Here is an 18,097-nt window from a genome sequence, read left to right as displayed (position 1 = left end):
ACGAGCGGAAGCACGCCCCTACGGCAGCCCGAGCGCCTGGTCGACCGGCACCACGCCCGCCAGCCGCTGCATCTCCTCGTCCACCGGCTCCCCAAGCTGCACCATGGCCTCGATCAGGAGCGCGAACGCCCTGCGGTCGACGTCATACAGCCCACGGAGATCCGACGGCATCTCACCCTCGCACGCGACCTCCAACCGCTCCCATGCCTCGGCGAGCTGCCTCTGCACCTCCTCCTCCGGCCGGATCACCACAGCACGCGACTCACTCATCCCTGCTCCTCTCCCAGGCCCTCACGCAGCACCTTCTCCAGCGCTGCGAACTGCTCGTCCTCGACCTCGATCACCACATGCCCGAAGGCTCCCGCGCGCCGGTGTTCCTTCGCCCACATCCGAACGCCCGGCTCGGACTGCCCCGCATCACGAATCTCCGCCGACAGGCGCCGCAGGAGCGCCGCCAGATGGGGCCAGCGCTCGACGAACACCGCCTCGCCGGCTTCTGTGCGCTCCCGGTGCCGCGCAGCCTGCGCTTCCCGCTCCTCCTGCTGCTGCTCCTTGGCAGCCGCGTCGGCAGCGCGCAGGGAACTCATCAGGGCCTCCAGGCGGTCAGGCGAGAAGACCAACGTGATCCTCGTGAAGACGGGCCCAGGCATCTTCACCCCGGTCAGTCTGAAGACCCCGCGCTGGACCGAGCCGGAGAGGTACCGCACCGGCGCCTGCTCCACCTCCTCCGGCCAAGGGAAGTCGACTCGCCGGTGCGTATGCCCAACCTGCTTCAGGTGGCCGACCTCGATCGCGTCCGACAGGTACTTGCGCGCCGTCGACTCCGACAGGCCGAAGCTCTTCATGATCGCTTTGGCCGCTTGGCCGGCACTCAGCAGCTCCTGATCCCCGAGCCCTTTCTCTACCTCGCGTACCGCCTCCGCCACGCGGGCGAACCGCTCGTCCATCCATCTCCCTCCACGTCTCAAAGCTGTCTACCACCCGCGACGGCTCCGCCGGGAAAGCCCAGCAAAAAACCCCCACCCAGAAGGGCAGGGGGCTGTACCCACGCCTCACGACTGCTGCGCCGCACACGCAGCCAGGTCTATCGCAGCAGCCGCCTCCACCAGCCGCCGACCCACTCCAGGGGATGCGACCAGCTCTCGAACGAAGGCACGTTCCTCGTCGGACAGCTCCGCCCACGGGCACGGCAACTGGACCAGCACACTCTCCGGCGGTACCCACCGCTCCATAACCGACCTCCCGCCACCAGCAAGTCGACACCGCGCAATCGCACCTGCGACCGCAACAGTCAGATCCGAACCATAGCGATCCCCGTCACCGAGCACCACCACTCCGTCACCGCCGCCCGTGCCGACCTCGCGGACGCGATTGCCGCCCACCCCGAGGCTCCCAGCACATGACCCACACCAACCCCAGACCGCCCCCCGCGAAGCCCGCCCCCGCTCCGGCCCCCCGCAGCGGCGTCTCGAACAGCCACAGTAAAAACTCCACCGAACCCTCCTCCAGACATGCCAAAGGGCCCCCGCTCCCGAAGGAACGAGGGCCCTGCTACAGATCTAACGAACTATGCGCGGTTGTTGAGCTGGCGCTCGATGCTGTACTCGTGCCACCTGTTGTGGCCCACCGGGCCGAAGGTACCGGCGCCCTGGGTCGCCTTCCGGTGTCCCATCTTGAAGGCCATCAAGGCACTCGCCCCGTTACCTCCCGGAGCCCACACATCCGCCCAACCCGAAGCCGCGCCACAGATCACACAGACCACCTGCTGGAAACTCTGGCTGAACCTCTCAGGGTCAACCCGAGCGAAGAGCCCCTCCAGCTCAGCGAACGGATTGCTGCTGCGTCCGCCGTCCTCCACGTGCCTTTCGGCCGGCTCGTTGCTCATACCTTCCCCAGAATCTGATGTACGTTGCCGACCTTGTTCTCCAGGTGAACGTGCACTTCACCTGCCGCTTGCCGCAGGTACGCCAACGACTTCAGCGACTCCTCGCGCAGCGCGCGCGTGTGCTCCTCCAGCGCCCCATCCGTCGGGTCCAGCGCAGCCGCATCGACGGCCGTGCCTGCCCCAAACAGGGCCTCCAGGTGCTCCAGTTGCGTCAGGAGCCCGCCGACCCAGCCCGCGAGCGCTTCACCCTGCTGAAGGACCCGCCCCTCCGCATCCCGCCCCGCCTCGTCAGCCACGGCCGGGGCTCCGTACCTGCTTCAGGTACCGGCCGTCCAGCTCGAACGGCCACTCCCCCGCGATGACCCACACCGAATCCGGTTCGAAGCGCTGCATGTAGTCCGCAGCCTCCGCCGGGTTCGGCCGGCTCGGAAGCGACCAGACCGCGAAGAGGTCTCCCTTCCACGAACCGATCCGGTTCACCGCGTCTTCGATCTTCGAGGACACCTTGACCTCCTCGGTGATCCACAAGTCACCGGTGTCACTCTCGTGCCTCAGCTTGGAGACCACATAGAAGCTGCCACTCACGCCTTCTCACCCTTCCTCACGCCGGCCGCCGTCTTCCTCGGCTTGGCCGGCTCCATGTGCTTCTTCAGGTCGCGGTAGAAATCCCGCAGGAGTTCCTCCGCCAGGTCCATGCCGTCCTGCTCGGATGCCACCCGTACGCCGTCCCCGCCCATGGGGATTGACCCGACGCGGAAGTAGAGGTGCAGCCTGAAGTCTCCAGGCTGGTCGCCCAGCTTGTCGCCCGGTGCCAGCAGAAACATCTGGAGCTTCCCGGCCGACCCGATTTTCCGGTCACGGGCCGGCGCCGGCCCCCACTCGATCTTGCCCATCACTCCACCTTGTCCCGACGGCTGAGCTTCTCCTCGCCGCCCTCATGATTGTCCCGGAGCACGTTCAGCCCCGGGGCAGAAATGGTCCCGTTGTCCACGTCGCAGTCGCAGGTGTGCGTCATGCACGGGCACATCAGGTCGTCGCAGTACGCGTCCGGGCCGTGCACTCCGTCGCAGCGCGGCAGGTCGCACTCGACGTCCGCGCACGTCTGCCTCGCCCACGTCGGGTGCACCACGTGCTCCCGCTTGAACCCATGAGGTAGCGGCACCCCCGGGCACGGGAACTTCGCATGGCCCGCATTCTCTTTGGAAACGAAAGCGGCCCGACAACCGGTGCACTGCCACCGGCCCTCGGGCCTCCGCCGTACGATGTGCCTACCCACCGCTACCGTCGTCCTCCTCGCCAGCCAGGTACACCGGCAGGCCTTGCTCGACTACTGCGGCAGCAACCTCGGCCGGTACGTCCGTATCGCGATGCATGAAAACGGCACCGACCTCACCACGTGCCAGCGCTTCCGCAAGTTCGCGCTTCACTCGATCACTCACCGGACGCCTCCTTGTCTTCTTTCACCGCGCTCGGAGCGAGGTACGCCTGCAATAGCTCGTCCTCCGACCCCTGGGCATGGAACTGCTGGCCCCTGCACCTGTCCTCCGCCACGACCGGGTCGTTGTAGTTGTCGTAGTCGCTGAGGATGACCCAGCCGAACTCCTCACCGTTACCCGAGGTGTAAGCGTCGTAGATGACCTCGTAGGGGGTGTTCGTGGCGGCCAAGAACGACCGCGCGAACATCACCTTCGTCCGGTCGCGGCCGATCGCGTCGTAGTGCTTCCAGTGCCGGCCGGGGAGTTGCCCGGGGTTCGTCTCGTTCTGGAAGCGGTCGGCCAGCTCCTCGTCCGTCTGCTGGCCGAAGGTCTCGTCCCACTCCCCACCGTTCTCGCACATGTACATGTAATCGACGGCGGTCATGTTGACGACGATCTCAGGCATGCCGTTCCTCTCCATCTTCTGCGCCATACGGTAGGCGCTCCTACTGACAAGGCCCCCGCCCCCAAAGGAGGCGAGGGCCCGACCCGAGCACGCGGCTACTTATTCGCGAATCGGGAGCTTTTCCCTTCGGCGTAGTCGGCGCAGCCGGCCACCCAGTCATCCTGGTTCAGGTCGACGATCTCGTCGGAGGGGAACTCCCTCCACAGCTCGCGGCACCGCTCCTCGACGGTCGACCGGTCCTCGTCGCTGCTGGGCATCCCGAACAGGATGGCCTCGTACCCGGCCTCGTAGCTCGCCCTGTCCCTTTGGGTCGCGTCCTCGCATCCCGTCAGCAGCAGCGCAGCGAGCGCTACGGGGCCGAACAGGGCTCCCGCCGTACGTGTGAATCGGCCATGCAACACGCCCACCTCCCAGATGGCTCATTTCGTAAAGTAAATGCTCCACCCGTATGGGCGCTAGAGAACAGAAAAAGACCCGGGGAAAGTCAACACCATGTTGACGCATGACCGTTCCCCGGGCTCTTCCGCCCAGCGCACCGAAGAGAAGTGCTGGGCCAACTTCTGGGATGTGATCGGAGAGATCGCCCACCGCATCTGGATGGACGATCAGGCCGCGTCACGCACTAGCAGCGAGAGCGTCTTTCCGCCGGAAGGGCTGCTTGAGGACTCGCTCTGAGTCGTCGGCCCACAGCGGGACGACCCTGGCATCACTGCCCTGGGTGCACGATTCCTTCGGCGGCGTGATGCGCACATGATCGATCACTTTGGAGAGCGCCCGCCGCTTCTCTGTGGCCGTGGCGCGCTTCCACACCGCGAGAAGCCCCTGAAATACTTCCTTCTCAGGAATGCTGTTCGTCGCTGCCTCCGCCTCCATCCGACGCAGCTTCGCCTTCGTCTCAGAGATCTCGACTTTCACCATCTCCATCTTTTGCTTCGCTTCATCGAGATCCGTGAGCCCCGCTTCCCAGCCCTCGTTAATGCGAGCCCTCCGCCGCTCAAGAGCCTCTAGGGCCTTCTTCAGTTCAGGGATCTCGGAGAGAGCCTTCTGCGCCTTGGCCGCCCGCTCCATGCTGATTTGCGCGAGGTGCTCACCACCCTTGGACATGGTGATGAGCCAATCCAGCACAACCTCTTCGATGCGGTGCATTCCCATGCTGAGGAACTTGCCTCGCTCGTGAAGCTCGTCCCGCGTGCACGTGTAGTACCGGACGGTTTCCTTGCCCTTTCGGGTCTGCCCGATGATTTTCATGGCGTGCAGGCACGGTTTGCCGTCCGGCTTCAGATCCCCGCAGCGGATCAGGCCAGACAGCCCGAATTTCGGAGTGCTCTGACGCGTGTGCTCTTTCGCCTGCCGGATACGGCGCTCGACGTACGTGTCCCACAGCTCTTGCGAAATGAGTGCGTCATGGGCTCCGTCCCCCCAGATGTCGTACGTGTCGGGGCGGGTATTGGAGACGCGCTTGGATTTGTCGCTGCGGCCCCGCAGCAGGCCGGCCGCGAAGCCGCTGTCCATTACGGCCCGCCAGGCGGACTCATCCATCCTGTTTCCCCGTAGCGACACGACGCCCTTCTCCCAGGCGTCTTTCTGCACTTGGTACATAGAGGCACCGTTGGCGAACATGTCGTATCCCCGAGCAAGCTGATCGCTCCGCAGGGTTCGCGCTTCCTCGCCCTCGGCGAGGTAGTCGGGAACGAGAAGGCCGCCGCACTTCTTTCGGCATGCCCAGCGACGTACGGTGTCCTCCGGCCGGTAGCACGCCGGGCAACGCCGGTAGGCGAATCGCTCTTGCCCGCTGTGCGGAAGGCCGTCCTTGATGCGGCGCTTATGCGTGGTCTTCCAGCCGTCGGTGATCTGGTCGAGCTGGTACTCCGCAAGGCGAAGGAACTGGTCTCGCATGTAGCGGCCGGCCGGTGTGGTGGCGTCGATGTCCTGGGTGGCGGAGAGGAGTTCGCCGCCAGCGGCTTCGAGTTGCTTGATGTGGTAGAGCGAGCCGACCAGTGTGCGGCCGAAGCGGCTGTATTCCCAGACCACGATCGCGTCGGCTTCCTTGTTCCGGACGCGCTCGATGATGTCGGCAATTTTTCGCTTGGCGAATTCGGCGCCAGAAAGGTCAAGGTCATACTCGGGTTCCCCGACGCGCCTGATGTTCTTGCTGGCCAGGTAGAACTCGCAGACCGCGAGTTGCTGCTCTGGGCTTTTCATGTCCTCGCGTGCGGTGCTTACGCGGATGTAGACGATGGCGGTGCGGACGACCTTCCCTGAGGCGAGGGTGTAGGGCAGTCCGCCCATGGTCTGGTGCATCGGTCTCCTAGGCGGCCAGCGCGACGGACAAGCGGCTGACCTCCATGCTGCGGTGCTCCCGGCGGTGCTCGCATCGGCCGTACGGGTGCACTGTCTGACGTGTAGTCCGTATTGACCGTGGTCCTGAAGTGCAGCTTCCGCAGCAGCCCGATGGGGTGGGCGGCGATGGAGTCGGCGGCGCCCGTCTGCAGGTTGGAGGTGGGGCACATCTCCAGCGGGATGCGCTTGTCCCGTACGTACGAGGCGAGCCGGCCCAGCTTCACCGAGCCGTCGTCCGCCACCTCGATGTCGTCGATGATCCGCACGCCGTGCCCGAGCCGGTCGGCCCCGCACCACTGGAGCGCCTGCCAGATCGAGGGCAGCCCGAACGCCTCACCGGCGTGGATGGTGAAGTGGTTGTTCTCGCGCTTCAGGTACTCGAAGGCGTCGAGGTGGCGGGTGGGCGGGAAGCCCGCCTCCGCGCCGGCGATGTCGAACCCGACGACGCCGTTGTCGCGGTAGCGGTTGGCGAGTTCCGCGATCTCCAGCGCGCGGGCGGCGTGCCGCATCGCGGTGAGCAGCGCGCCGACCCGGATCCGGTGACCGCTCTCGCGGGCCAGCCGCTCCCCTTCACGGAAGCCCTCGTTGACCGCCTCGACGACCTCCTCGAGACTGAGGCCGCCCTCGAGGTGCTGCTCGGGGGCGTAGCGGATCTCGGCGTAGACGACACCGTCCTCCGCCAGGTCCTGTGCGCACTCCGCGGCCACGCGGAACAGTGCGTCGCGGGACTGCATCACGGCACAGGTGTGCGCGAAGGTCTCCAGGTAGCGTTCCAGCGATCCCGAGTCCGCGGCCTCGCGGAACCAGATGCCGAGCTTGTCGGGTTCGGTCTCCGGAAGGGCGTCGTACCCGGCGTCGCGGGCGAGTTCGATGATCGTGCCCGGCCGCAGACCGCCGTCCAGGTGGTCGTGGAGCAGCACCTTCGGGGCGCGGCGGATCTGGTCCGCGGTGGGCGAATTGAGGGTCTGGCTCGTCATCTGCGCACTCTAGCCCCTACGCGCGTAGAGCGCGCCCCCTCGGATCGCCTGTCGATACGTAACAGTGACCGTGCGTACGGGTGGAGTACACCTCGCCTTCTGAGACTGTTCTGCCATGGCACACCACGCACTGCCCCGGTGGTGGGGGCGTCCGGCCGCTGAGGCCGCAGCGGCGAACGCCCTCGGTGGGACGACCGTCGTACGGGCGGAACGAGGGGACCGGACACCGCGGGCGAGGCTCGGCAACCTGCCACGCCGTTCCGGCGTCCGGAACGACGGGACGGACCCGGCGGTGGCCGGGGCGGTGCTGCTGCTGCCGGACGGCGAACCGGAGTCGGCACGCAGGGCGTCCGCGTGGTCGTACGCCGCCGTGCTGCCGCTCGGCCGGACGCTCGCGAGGGCGGGACGCGACGACGGGCTGGTCGTGCACAGCGTCCGCTACCGCGGGCGCGGCTGGAACGGGGCGGACGCCCGGCTCGCCGCGGACGCGACCTGGGCGGTGGAGGAGGTCGTACGCCGCTACGGGGACGTGCCCGTGTGCCTGGCGGGCCATGGCATGGGAGGGCGGGCGGCACTGCACGCGGCCGGGCACCCCGCGGTCAACTCCGTGCTGGCGCTGGCTCCTTGGCTGCCGGACGACGACATGGCGGCGGACCCGGAGCCGGTGCGGCAGCTCGCCGGCCGCCAGGTGCTGATCGTGCACGGCACCAACGACGCGCGGACGGACCCGGAGCTCTCCTACCGGCTCGCCGAGCGCGCCAAGAAGTCCCACCGCGACATCTGCCGCTTCGAGGTCCACTCCGACGGGCACGCGCTGCGCCAGTACCAGGCAGAAGTGCATGCGCTGGCCGTGGACTTCGTCCGCGGCTCCCTTTTCACGAGGTCCTACGCCCGCCCGGTCGCCGACGCCCTCGCGGCGCCGCCGCCGCTCGGGCTGCGGATGCCGCTGGCGGCGGGTTTCGGGCGGTCCCTGCGGGCCTGACCGGCTCGACTTGAAGCTCCAAAACCCAGACTCCCCTGCGAGCCCGGCGACTTCGGGCCTGAAGGGGAGGGAGCCACCATGAAGTACCGCACCATCGGCACCGACCGGAGCACCGGGCGCAAGGTCAGCGTGCCGGGACGGTGCTGCGCGAGGTCGCGAAGGAGACCGGCGCGAGCGTGAACCAGGGGGTCCTCGCCTGGCAGATCGGCGGCCCGCTGCCGGTGATCCCGCTTGCGGGGGCGTCCTCCGTGGCCCAACTCGAGGAGAACCTGGCGGCCGTGGACCTGGACCTGACGGAGGACCAGCGCGCCAGGTTGGACGCGGCTCACTGACGTCCCGCCTCCCCGTCGAAGCCGTTCACGTCCCGGGGCTGTCGGGAGCGGCTACTGCGGCAGCAGCCGGCCGCGCCGGGACAGCAGGAAACGCTTGAACTCCGCCACCGGCGGTGTCTCCGGGTGACCGTCGAGCCAGGCGACGCCGATCTCTCGGGCCGCCCTGGGCGCCGTCACCGTCAGCTCCACGACGCCCGGGCGGGCGACGGCCGGCGGCGGCAGGAGGGCCACGCCAAGACCGGCCGCCACCAGCCCGCGCAGTGTCTCCGCCTCCTCGCCCTCGAAGGCGACGCGCGGTGTGAACCCGGCCTCGGCGCACAGGTCGTCGGTGATGCGCCGCAACCCGTAACCGGGTTCGAGGGTCACGAAGCTCTCCTCGGCCGCCTCCACGAGCCTGACGCGTTTGCGGCCGGCCAGCCGGTGGTCGTCCGGAACCACGAGCCGCAGGCGCTGTTCGTCGAGGCGGCGGGCGACGAGGTCGGGGGCGTCGGGGACGGGCGAGGTGAGACACAGGTCCAGCTCTCCCGCCCGGAGCCGTTCGATCATCGCCTCGCCGTAGTTCTGGACGAGGGTGAAGCGGATGCGCGGGTGGTCCGCGCGGAAGGCCCGGATCAGTCCGGGCACCGTCTCGGACCCCATGGTGTGCAGGAAGCCGAAGGCGACCTTGCCCGACCGTGGGTCGGTGTCGGCGCGGACGGACTCCGCGGCCCGTTCCACCTCGGCCAGCGCCCGCTCGACGGAGACGAGGAACGTCCGGCCGGCCGGGGTGAGTGAGACCGTGCGGCCTTTGCGGGCGAACAGGGTGACGCCCAGGTCCGCTTCGAGGCGGACCATCGCCCGCGACAGCGTCGACTGGGGGACGCCCATGTCCTGCGCGGCGCGCGTCACATGCTCGTGCCGGGCGACGCCCGCGAAGTACGCGAGGCGGGGAGCAAGATCCAGCGTGATGTCTTCTTCGTAACTACTGGGTGACAGGCGGGGCCCTGAGCTGCGTTCATGCACCATGGGAACGATTATCGCCGTTTCATGCATTGGACGCATGAAAAACCGGAGCCTACCTTCGACATATGCCTCCTGCCAGTACCAAGGCGCCCACCACCGTGGGCGCCGCCCCGTCGTCCCCCGATCTCCTCTCCCCCGGCGTGGCCGGCTACCGCCGCATGAGCTTCGCGCTCTTCGCTGCCGGGATGGCGACCTTCGCCCTCCTCTACTCCACGCAGGCGCTACTGCCCGCCGTCTCCGCCGACTTCGGCGTCACCGCGTCGGCCGCCAGCTGGACCGTGTCCGCCGCGACCGGCGCGCTGGCCCTGTGCGTCCTGCCGATGAGCGCGCTGTCGGAGCGCTTCGGGCGGACCGCCGTGATGAACGCGTCCCTCGCGGTCGCGGTCGTGGTGGGGCTGCTGGTGCCGTTCGCGCCGAACCTCGAGTGGCTGGTGGCGCTGCGCGCCGTGCAGGGCGCGGCGCTCGCCGGTCTGCCCGCGTCGGCGATGGCGTTCCTCGCAGAACAGGTCCGGCCGAAGGCGCTGGTCGGCGCGATCGGACTGTTCGTGGCGGGAAACAGCATCGGCGGCATGAGCGGCCGGATCCTCACGGGCTGGGTGGCACAGGCCTTCGGCTGGCGCGTCGCGCTCGCCGCGGTCGGCGTGATGGCACTGGCCTGCGCCCTGGTCTTCCGTGCGCTGCTGCCGAAGGCCCGGCACTTCACGCCCGGAACGCTCGACCCCCGCACCCTGGCGAGGACCGTCCGCGGTCACCTCGCCGATCCGCTGCTGCTTCGTCTGTACGCGATCGGCGCGCTGTTCATGACCGTCTTCGGCGCCGTGTACACGGTGATCGGCTACCGGCTGGTCGCGGAACCCTTCGGCCTCCCGCAGGGCGTGATCGGCTCGATCTTCCTGGTCTACCTGGTGGGTACGGTCTCCTCGGCCGCGGCCGGGCAGCTCGTCGCCCGTCTCGGGCGCCGGGGCGCGCTGTACCTCGCGGTCGCCACGACCGCCGCGGGTCTGCTGCTGTCCCTCTCGGACACACTGGCCCCGGTGCTCCTCGGCCTCGTCCTGATCACCGCCGGATTCTTCGCCGGTCACGCGGTGGCCTCGTCCTCCGTGAGCCGTACGGCGAAGACGGGCCGCGCCCAGGCGTCCGCGCTCTACCAGTCGGCGTACTACCTGGGCAGCAGCGCGGGCGGCACGCTCGGCGCGGTCGCCTTCCACACCGGCGGCTGGGGCGGCACGGTGCTGCTGGGACTGCTGGCGGTCCTCGGCGTCGTGTCGATCACGCTCTACGGGACGCACGCGGCGCGGGCCCGGGCACGGCTCGTGCCGGCGGGCGCGCGCCACTGAAACACTCCTGGTTCCACCCCTGACCTCTCCGTCCGGCGGTGAGTGTCGGTGGCCTGCGGTAGCTTTCGAAGCGGTGGTACCGATGGGTGACAGGGGTGGACCCGATGAGTGACCTGGCAGCGACGCAGGACCTGGATTCGCGGCTGGAGCAGCACCGAAGAGAGCTGACCGGCTACTGCTACCGGATGCTCGGCTCGTCCTTCGAGGCGGAGGACGCCGTCCAGGACACGATGGTCCGGGCGTGGCGCAGTTTCGAGAAGTTCGAGGGCCGCTCCTCCCTGCGCTCATGGCTGTACCGCATCGCGACGAATGTGTGCCTGGACATGCTGAACGCCGGTAATCGCCGCGCCCGCCCGATGGACCTGTCCGGTCCCACACCGGTCGCACAGGCCCAGCTCAACGCCCGCCCCGAGATCACCTGGCTCGAGCCGGTGCCCGACGGGCGGGTGCTGCCCTCCGTGGCGGACCCGGCGGAGACGGCCGTGGAGCGGGAGACGATCAGGCTGGCGTTCGTCGCGGCACTCCAGCATCTGCCGCCCAAACAGCGGGCGGTGCTGATCCTGCGGGAGGTGCTGGCCTGGAAGGCGAGCGAGGTCGCCGAGCTCCTCGGCACGACGGTCGCCTCGGTCAACAGCGCGCTCCAGCGGGCCCGCGCCACGCTCAAGGAGCAGGGCCCGACCGCGTCGGACGCGGCGGACCCGCTCGACGAGGAGCAGCAGCATCTGCTGGAGCGCTATGTCGCCGCCTTCGAGGGCTACGACATGAAGGCGCTGACGGCGCTGCTCCATGAGGACGCCACGATGTCCATGCCCCCTTACGACCTGTGGCTGCGCGGCCACGACGACATCGTGGGCTGGATGCTCGGCGTCGGCGACGTCTGCCGTGGCTCCCGCCTGGTGCCGACCGTGGCGAACGGCGTCCCGGCGTTCGCCCACTACCACCCGTCGGCGGACGGCGAGGGGTACGAGCCGTGGGCGCTCATCGTCCTCGAGCTGTCGGACGGCAAGATCGGCGGGATGGACTTCTTCCTGGACACCAAGCGCTGGTTCCCGCTGTTCGACCTGCCGGCGCGACTGGACAAGACGGGCGCGCCGGTCGAGGCCGAGGAGGCGGAATCCGCTTGAGGTCCTGTCCGCCCGGACAGGCCTAGGCGGCGTCGGCCAGTTCCGGCAGGCCCACCATGTCCAGCAGGGCGAGCAGTTCGGGTCCGGCGTTCATGAGCCGGAGCCGGCTCCCGTGCCGCCGCGCCGTGAGGTGCAGTCGGGCGAGGGCGTCGACAGCGGCGAGATTCACCTGGGCCAGCCCGGTGACGTCGCAGAACACCTCACGGGGAGGTCCGGCGCCTGCTCCGTCGTCACGGAGCAGGCGCCGGAGTTCCTCGCAGAGGCGCGGCACATCGCCCGGGACGATCCTCCCGGCGATGCGCATGACAGCTTGCTTCTCGGCGTCCACACCGGAAGAGACCGCCGCCGCGACGGGAAATCATCGCAGCGCCCGGACGGGACCGGTGACTTCCACCGGCCCCGGCCTCCCCCTGCGGTCGCGGGATGCCGTCGCCCCAGGTCACGCACCCTTCCGCACGGGTCAGGCGATGCGGTCCAGCACGATCGGGTTCGCCGTGAAGGCCGTACCCGGCTCCGCGATGTCGTAAGACGCGCCCAGGGACTCCAGCGCGTAGTCGAACTTCTCCGGGGTGTCCGTGTGGAGGGTCAGCAGCGGCTGGCCCGCGGTCACCGTGTCGCCCGGCTTGGCGTGGATCTCGACGCCCGCGCCGGCCTGGACCGGGTCCTCCTTGCGGGCGCGGCCGGCGCCGAGACGCCAGGCGGCGATGCCGATGTCGTAGGCGTCGAGGCGGGTCAGCACGCCGGAGGCCGACGCCGTGACGACGTGCTGCTCGCGGGCCACGGGCAGCACGGCGTCCGGGTCGCCGCCCTGGGCGGCGATCATGCGGCGCCAGACGTCCATCGCGGAGCCGTCGGCCAGGGCCTTCGCCGGGTCGGCGTCCTTGATCCCTGCGGCGTCGAGCATCTCGCGGGCGAGCGCGAGGGTCAGCTCCACGACATCGGCGGGACCGCCGCCGGCGAGGACCTCGACGGACTCGCGGACCTCGAGGGCGTTGCCGGCCGTCAGGCCGAGCGGGGTGGACATGTCGGTCAGCAGGGCAACGGTCTTCACCCCGCTGTCGGTGCCCAGCGCGACCATGGTGGAGGCCAGTTCGCGGGCGTCGTCGATGTTCTTCATGAACGCGCCGCTGCCGACCTTCACGTCGAGGACCAGCGAACCGGTGCCCTCCGCGATCTTCTTCGACATGATCGAGGACGCGATCAGCGGGATCGCCTCGACGGTTCCGGTGACGTCGCGCAGCGCGTAGAGCTTCTTGTCGGCGGGGGCGAGGCCGTCACCGGCCGCACAGATGACCGCGCCGGTGGTGTCGAGGACGTTCAGCATCTCCTCGTTGGAGAGCAGCGCGCGCCAGCCGGGGATCGACTCCAGCTTGTCGAGCGTGCCGCCGGTGTGGCCGAGGCCGCGGCCGCTCAGCTGCGGGACGGCCGCGCCGCAGGCGGCGACCAGCGGGGCGAGCGGCAGCGTGATCTTGTCGCCGACGCCGCCGGTGGAGTGCTTGTCGGCGGTCGGGCGGGAGAGCGTGTCGAAGTTCATCCGCTCGCCGGAGGCGATCATCGCGGCGGTCCACCGCGCGATCTCGGTGCGGTTCATGCCGTTCAGGAGGATGGCCATGGCCAGGGCCGACATCTGCTCGTCCGCGACCTCGCCGCGGGTGTAGGCGTCGATCACCCAGTCGATCTGCTGGGGGCTCAGTTCGCCGCGGTCCCGCTTGGTGCGGATGACGGAGATGACGTCCATGGCATTCCTCCAGGTTGGTCTCGCGCTCTACGCGCATAGAGAGAGGGTAAGGGAACGGCCCCTCCACCGAAGCGGAAGGGCCGCGGGGCGCCGGGCCGGAGCCCTGCCGGAATTCCTAGTCGAGGTGACCGGGGCCGAAGGCCTGCGGGAGCATCTCGGAGAGCGGCAGGATCCCGCCCGGGGTGTCCAGCAGCATTTCCGGGCCGCCGAACTCGTACAGCAGCTGACGGCAGCGGCCGCACGGCACCAGCAGCTCGCCCCGGCCGTCCACACAGGTGAAGTGGGTCAGCCGGCCGCCGCCCGTCGCCTGGAGCTGCGAGACGAGGCCGCACTCGGCGCACAGCCCGAGCCCGTACGAGGCGTTCTCGACATTGCAGCCGGTCACCGTGCGGCCGTCGTCGACGACGGCGGCGACTCCGACCGGGAAGCCCGAGTAAGGGGCGTACGCGTGCGACATCGCCTCACGCGCCAGCGCCCGCAGCGCCTCCCAGTCGAAGCCGGCGTCCGCGCTCACTTGCCCTGGCCCCTGAAGTACGGCTGGCCGTTGGCCTTGGGCATGCGCAGCCGCTGTGCGGACACGGCGAGCACGAGCAGCGTGGCCACGTAAGGCGCCGCGTCGACGAACTGGCTCGGAAGCGCGTCCGTCAGCGCGTACCAGGTGAACAGCAGCGCGGAGAACGCGGCCGAGATCACGGCGCCGACGTACTTCTTCCTGTACAGCTGCCAGACCACCGCGATCAGCAGCAGGATGGCGAGCAGCAGCAGCATCGCGTGGACGTTCACGGCACCGCCGCGCAGCTTGAGGCTGTCGGTGAAGCCGAACAGGCCGGCTCCCAGCGCCATACCGCCGGGCATCCAGTTACCGAAGATCATGGCGGCGAGACCGATGTAACCGCGGCCGCCGGTCTGGCCCTCCTGGTAGATGCCGGTGATGATCGCGAGGAACGCGCCACCGAGGCCGGCGAGGCCGCCGGAGACGATGACGGCGATGTACTTGTACTTGTAGACGTTGACACCGAGCGACTCGGCGGCGATCGGGTTCTCGCCGCAGGACCGCAGGCGCAGACCGAAGGACGTCCGCCACAGCAGCCACCAGGTGCCGGGCACCAGCAGCAGCGCGACGACGGTGAGCAGCGACAGGTTGGTGACCAGGCCGCCCAGCACACCGGCCAGGTCGGAGACGAAGAACCAGTGCTTGGCCTGGATGTCCCCCAGCCAGTCCGAGAGCCCGGGGATCGTGATCCGCTCGATGGCGTCGATACGCGGCGACTGCTTGGAGGACCCGCCCTCGGTCTCGGCGAAGGTGAAGTTCGACATGTAACGGGTGAGGCCGGTGGCCAGGATGGTGATGGCCACACCGGAGACGATGTGGTTGACCTTGAACGTCACCGTCATCACCGCGTGCAGCAGACCGCCGAGGGCGCCGCCCGCGATGCCGAGCAGCACACCGGTCCACGGGCCCCACTGGTACCCCGCCCAGGCGCCGAACCAGGTGCCGAGGATCATCATGCCCTCGAGGCCGATGTTGATCACACCGGCCCGCTCGGCCCACAGACCGCCGAGGCCGGCGAGACCGATCGGCACGGCCAGCTGGAGGGCGCCGGAGACCTGGCCGACGGAGGTGAGGTCGTCCGCGCCGCTGATCACCCGTACGAGGGAGAACAGCGCCAGGCCGCCCGCGACGATCAGCAGGATGACGGGCAGGGACAGCTTGCGGCGGCCGCCGCCCTTCTTGGGCGCGGTGTTCGCCATGGAGACAGTGCTCGTGGACTCGCTCATGCCGCCGCCACCTCCTTGTTCTTGCGGGCCTGGGCGGCAAGCTCCTCGCCGACCTTCTGCTGCTGGCGGCGGAGCCCGTACTGACGGACCAGCTCGTAGGACACGACGACCGCGATCACGATCAGGCCCTGCATGATCAGCGCCAGCTCCTTCGGGTAACCCTCGAGCCCGATGCCTTCGGCCGTCTTGTCGAGGAAGGCGAAGAGCAGCGAGGCGAAGAGGATGCCGATCGGGTTGTTGCGGCCGAGCAGGGCGATGCCGATCGCGGTGAAGCCGACACCGACAGGGAAGCTCAGGCTGTAGGTGTGGGTCTGGCCGAGCAGCATCGGCATACCGGCGAGGCCGGCCATGGCGCCGGAGATCAGCATGGCCGTGAGGACCATCTTCTTGGCGTCGACGCCACTCGCCTGGGCGGCGGACTCGCTGGCGCCGGTGGCACGCAGGTCGAAGCCGAAGCGGGTGCGTCCGAGGACGAACCAGTAGACGATGCCCAGCGCGAAGGCCACGAAGGTGAAGCCGTAGATGGTGCCGCCGTCCAGCGCCAGACCCGGGAACCAGCCGGACTCGGCGATCTCACCGGTCGTCAGGTCGTTGGAGCCCTCCGGCCGCACACCGAGGTTCGCGGGCAGGATCATCCAGGCGATCAGGCTGGTCGCGATGGCATTGAGCATGATCGTGGAGACGACTTCGCTGACACCGCGGGTGGTCTTGAGGACACCCGCGATACCGGCCCAGAAGGCTCCGACGGCCATGGCGACGAACACGATGAGCAGGATGTGCAGCGGGCCGGGCAGCTCCACCGCGGCACCGACGACGGCGGCGAGCATGACCGCGAGGCGGTACTGGCCGTCGACGCCGATGTTGAACAGGTTCATGCGGAAGCCGATGGCGACGGCCAGAGCTGCCAGGTAGTAGATGCCGGTCTGGTTGATGATCAGCACCTGCACATCGGTGAACTCGATCTGCTCCGCCATCAGCCGGTACGGCTCGACCGGGTTGAGGTCCGAGAGCAGCAGCACCACCGAGCTGAGCAGGAAGGCCACGACCAGGGCGAGCGCCGGGCCCGCCAGGCCGAGGATCAGCCGGTCCTTGTCGAACTTCTTCATCGGCTCTCACCGTTCTCGTCGTGCTCGAGGTGGCCGGATGCGGCACCGGTCATCGCCGAGCCCAACTCCTCCGGAGTGATCGTCGCCGGGTCGGCGTCCGCGACCAGGCGGCCGCGGTACATGACCCGCAGGGTGTCGGAGAGCCCGATGAGCTCGTCCAGGTCGGCCGAGATCAGCAGGACCGCAAGCCCATCGCGGCGCGCCTCACGGATCTGGTCCCAGATCTGCGCCTGCGCGCCGACGTCCACACCACGCGTGGGGTGGGCGGCGATCAGCAGCTTGGGGGCGTGGCTCATCTCGCGGCCGACGATCAGCTTCTGCTGGTTGCCACCGGACAGGGAGGCCGCGGTGACTTCGATCCCGGGGGTGCGCACGTCGTACTCGCGGACGATCCGCTCGGTGTCCTGACGGGCGGCCTTCAGGTCGAGCAGGCCCTTCTTGCTGTTGGGCGACTCGGTGACATGGCCGAGGATGCGGTTCTCCCACAGCGTCGACTCGAGCAGCAGCCCGTGCCGGTGCCGGTCCTCGGGGATGTAGCCGATGCCGCCCTCACGCCGCTTGCGGGTGGGCGCGTGGGAGATGTCGGCGCCGTCGAGGGTGACGACACCCCCGTCGGGGTCGCGCAGGCCGATCAGGGCCTCGATGAGCTCGGTCTGGCCGTTGCCCTCGACGCCGGCGATGCCCATGACCTCGCCCTTGTGGATGGTGAAGCCGATCCCGGCGAGGACCTCGCGGACGACGCCGTCGGGGTCGGTCACCGTGAGCCTGAGGTCGTCGACCTTCAGCATCGGGACGTCGGTCACCGTCGACTCGCGGGTCTCGGGCGACGGCAGCTCGGTGCCGACCATCAGCTCTGCGAGCTGCTTGGTCGTGGTGCTCCGCGGGTCGGCAGTGCCGACCGTCGTACCGCGGCGGATGACGGTGATCTCGTCGGCGACCGACAGCACCTCCCCCAGCTTGTGGGAGATGAAGATGACGGTCAGTCCCTCGGCCTTGAGCTCGCGGAGGTTGGCGAAGAGGGCGTCGACCTCCTGCGGGACGAGGACGGCGGTGGGCTCGTCGAGGATCAGGGTGCGGGCGCCGCGGTAGAGGACCTTGAGGATCTCCACCCGCTGGCGGTCGGCGACGCCGAGCTGCTCGACGAGGACGTCCGGGCGGACCCCCAGGCCGTACGCGTCGGAGATCTCCTGGATCTTCTTCCGGGCCTTGGCACCGATGCCGTACAGCTTCTCGCCGCCGAGAACGACGTTCTCCAGGACGGTGAGGTTGTCGGCCAGCATGAAGTGCTGGTGCACCATGCCGATGCCTCGTGCGATGGCGTCGGCGGGGCTCGAGAACGTGACCTGTTCGCCGTCGACGGTGATGGTGCCCTCGTCCGGCTTCTGCATGCCGTAGAGGATCTTCATCAGGGTCGACTTCCCGGCACCGTTCTCACCGACGAGGGCATGCACGGTGCCCTGCCGGATCGTGATGTCGATGTCGTGGTTGGCGACGACGCCGGGGAAGCGCTTGGTGATGCCGCGCAGTTCTACGGCGGCAGGAGGGCTGGACGCGTTGATGACGCACTCTCCTTGGCGGGAGGAGCAGGGAGGGCAGGCGGAAGGGGCGGGCTGT

The 18,097-nt window shown here is 68.9% G+C and carries 22 protein-coding genes and 1 pseudogene; 4 read left to right on the top strand and 19 right to left on the bottom strand.

Annotated elements, in window-relative coordinates; all coding sequences use genetic code 11:
* Nucleotides 1-18: 18 nt before the first annotated feature.
* The 12 genes from MDN94_RS11990 to MDN94_RS11935 form a co-directional block, all read right to left on the bottom strand.
* Nucleotides 19-270, bottom strand: a complete 252-nt coding sequence (locus MDN94_RS11990; RefSeq protein WP_482725797.1) for a hypothetical protein — start codon at nt 268-270, stop codon at nt 19-21.
* Nucleotides 267-947: a hypothetical protein gene (locus tag MDN94_RS11985; RefSeq protein WP_482725796.1), complete on the bottom strand. Its 681-nt coding sequence runs from the start codon at nt 945-947 to the stop codon at nt 267-269. The genes MDN94_RS11990 and MDN94_RS11985 overlap by 4 nt, the downstream gene beginning before the upstream one ends.
* A 620-nt stretch (nt 948-1,567) precedes the next feature.
* Nucleotides 1,568-1,885 (bottom strand): hypothetical protein, encoded by a 318-nt coding sequence (locus tag MDN94_RS11980; RefSeq protein WP_482725795.1) that lies wholly within the window; start codon nt 1,883-1,885, stop codon nt 1,568-1,570.
* Nucleotides 1,882-2,181, bottom strand: coding sequence for a hypothetical protein (locus tag MDN94_RS11975; RefSeq protein WP_482725794.1), 300 nt, complete (start codon nt 2,179-2,181; stop codon nt 1,882-1,884). The genes MDN94_RS11980 and MDN94_RS11975 overlap by 4 nt, the downstream gene beginning before the upstream one ends.
* Entirely contained in the window at nt 2,174-2,470 is a 297-nt protein-coding gene (locus MDN94_RS11970; RefSeq protein WP_482725793.1) for a hypothetical protein, read from the bottom strand. Before MDN94_RS11970 ends, MDN94_RS11975 begins: the two co-directional genes overlap by 8 nt.
* Nucleotides 2,467-2,778, bottom strand: coding sequence for a hypothetical protein (locus tag MDN94_RS11965; protein WP_482725792.1), 312 nt, complete (start codon nt 2,776-2,778; stop codon nt 2,467-2,469). Before MDN94_RS11965 ends, MDN94_RS11970 begins: the two co-directional genes overlap by 4 nt.
* Nucleotides 2,778-3,014, bottom strand: coding sequence for a hypothetical protein (locus MDN94_RS11960; protein WP_482725791.1), 237 nt, complete (start codon nt 3,012-3,014; stop codon nt 2,778-2,780). The genes MDN94_RS11965 and MDN94_RS11960 overlap by 1 nt, the downstream gene beginning before the upstream one ends.
* Nucleotides 3,015-3,153: 139 nt before the next feature.
* A complete protein-coding gene (locus tag MDN94_RS11955; RefSeq protein ID WP_482725790.1) occupies nt 3,154-3,324 on the bottom strand; it encodes a hypothetical protein in 171 nt (56 codons plus the stop codon).
* On the bottom strand, nt 3,317-3,793 hold the full coding sequence (locus MDN94_RS11950; protein WP_482725789.1) for a hypothetical protein: 477 nt from the start codon (nt 3,791-3,793) through the stop codon (nt 3,317-3,319). Before MDN94_RS11950 ends, MDN94_RS11955 begins: the two co-directional genes overlap by 8 nt.
* Before the next feature lie 68 nt (nt 3,794-3,861).
* Nucleotides 3,862-4,167, bottom strand: coding sequence for a hypothetical protein (locus MDN94_RS11945; protein WP_482725788.1), 306 nt, complete (start codon nt 4,165-4,167; stop codon nt 3,862-3,864).
* Nucleotides 4,168-4,381: 214 nt separating this feature from the next.
* Nucleotides 4,382-6,067, bottom strand: a complete 1,686-nt coding sequence (locus MDN94_RS11940) for a recombinase family protein (RefSeq protein WP_482725787.1) — start codon at nt 6,065-6,067, stop codon at nt 4,382-4,384.
* Nucleotides 5,986-7,083 (bottom strand): adenosine deaminase, encoded by a 1,098-nt coding sequence (locus MDN94_RS11935; RefSeq protein ID WP_482725786.1) that lies wholly within the window; start codon nt 7,081-7,083, stop codon nt 5,986-5,988. The genes MDN94_RS11940 and MDN94_RS11935 overlap by 82 nt, the downstream gene beginning before the upstream one ends.
* Before the next feature lie 115 nt (nt 7,084-7,198).
* On the opposite strand from MDN94_RS11935, the gene MDN94_RS11930 reads away from it, so the two are divergent.
* Nucleotides 7,199-8,065, top strand: coding sequence for an alpha/beta hydrolase (locus tag MDN94_RS11930; protein ID WP_482725785.1), 867 nt, complete (start codon nt 7,199-7,201; stop codon nt 8,063-8,065).
* 107 nt (nt 8,066-8,172) lie between these two features.
* Nucleotides 8,173-8,397 (top strand): annotated as a pseudogene (locus MDN94_RS11925) (aldo/keto reductase); the annotation flags it as partial.
* A 51-nt stretch (nt 8,398-8,448) separates the two neighbouring features.
* On the opposite strand, the gene MDN94_RS11920 reads toward MDN94_RS11925, so the two are convergent.
* Nucleotides 8,449-9,402, bottom strand: coding sequence for a LysR family transcriptional regulator (locus tag MDN94_RS11920; RefSeq protein WP_482725784.1), 954 nt, complete (start codon nt 9,400-9,402; stop codon nt 8,449-8,451).
* Between the two features lie 62 nt (nt 9,403-9,464).
* Between MDN94_RS11920 and MDN94_RS11915 the strand changes: the two genes are divergently transcribed.
* Both MDN94_RS11915 and MDN94_RS11910 read left to right on the top strand, forming a co-directional pair.
* Nucleotides 9,465-10,736, top strand: a complete 1,272-nt coding sequence (locus tag MDN94_RS11915) for an MFS transporter (RefSeq protein ID WP_482725783.1) — start codon at nt 9,465-9,467, stop codon at nt 10,734-10,736.
* A gap of 104 nt (nt 10,737-10,840) precedes the next feature.
* The gene (locus MDN94_RS11910) at nt 10,841-11,860 is read left to right on the top strand and encodes a sigma-70 family RNA polymerase sigma factor (protein WP_482725782.1); all 1,020 of its coding nucleotides are present in this window, start codon (nt 10,841-10,843) and stop codon (nt 11,858-11,860) included.
* 22 nt (nt 11,861-11,882) lie between these two features.
* Here the strand turns inward: MDN94_RS11910 and MDN94_RS11905 are convergent, their stop codons facing one another.
* The 6 genes from MDN94_RS11905 to MDN94_RS11880 form a co-directional block, all read right to left on the bottom strand.
* Nucleotides 11,883-12,164 carry an STAS domain-containing protein gene (locus MDN94_RS11905; RefSeq protein WP_482725781.1) on the bottom strand — a complete coding sequence of 94 codons (282 nt, stop codon included), beginning with the start codon at nt 12,162-12,164 and terminating at the stop codon, nt 11,883-11,885.
* A gap of 156 nt (nt 12,165-12,320) precedes the next feature.
* Nucleotides 12,321-13,598, bottom strand: coding sequence for a thymidine phosphorylase (locus MDN94_RS11900; RefSeq protein ID WP_482725780.1), 1,278 nt, complete (start codon nt 13,596-13,598; stop codon nt 12,321-12,323).
* A gap of 115 nt (nt 13,599-13,713) precedes the next feature.
* A complete protein-coding gene (locus MDN94_RS11895; protein WP_482725779.1) occupies nt 13,714-14,112 on the bottom strand; it encodes a cytidine deaminase in 399 nt (132 codons plus the stop codon).
* Entirely contained in the window at nt 14,109-15,377 is a 1,269-nt protein-coding gene (locus MDN94_RS11890; RefSeq protein ID WP_482725778.1) for an ABC transporter permease, read from the bottom strand. The genes MDN94_RS11895 and MDN94_RS11890 overlap by 4 nt, the downstream gene beginning before the upstream one ends.
* A complete protein-coding gene (locus MDN94_RS11885; protein ID WP_482725777.1) occupies nt 15,374-16,483 on the bottom strand; it encodes an ABC transporter permease in 1,110 nt (369 codons plus the stop codon). The genes MDN94_RS11890 and MDN94_RS11885 overlap by 4 nt, the downstream gene beginning before the upstream one ends.
* The gene (locus tag MDN94_RS11880; protein ID WP_482727061.1) at nt 16,480-18,009 is read right to left on the bottom strand and encodes an ABC transporter ATP-binding protein; all 1,530 of its coding nucleotides are present in this window, start codon (nt 18,007-18,009) and stop codon (nt 16,480-16,482) included. Before MDN94_RS11880 ends, MDN94_RS11885 begins: the two co-directional genes overlap by 4 nt.
* Nucleotides 18,010-18,097 lie beyond the last annotated feature (88 nt).

This window comes from Streptomyces sp. WAC00040 (assembly GCF_056835925.1).
This window is presented reverse-complemented; position numbering and strand designations above follow the sequence as displayed.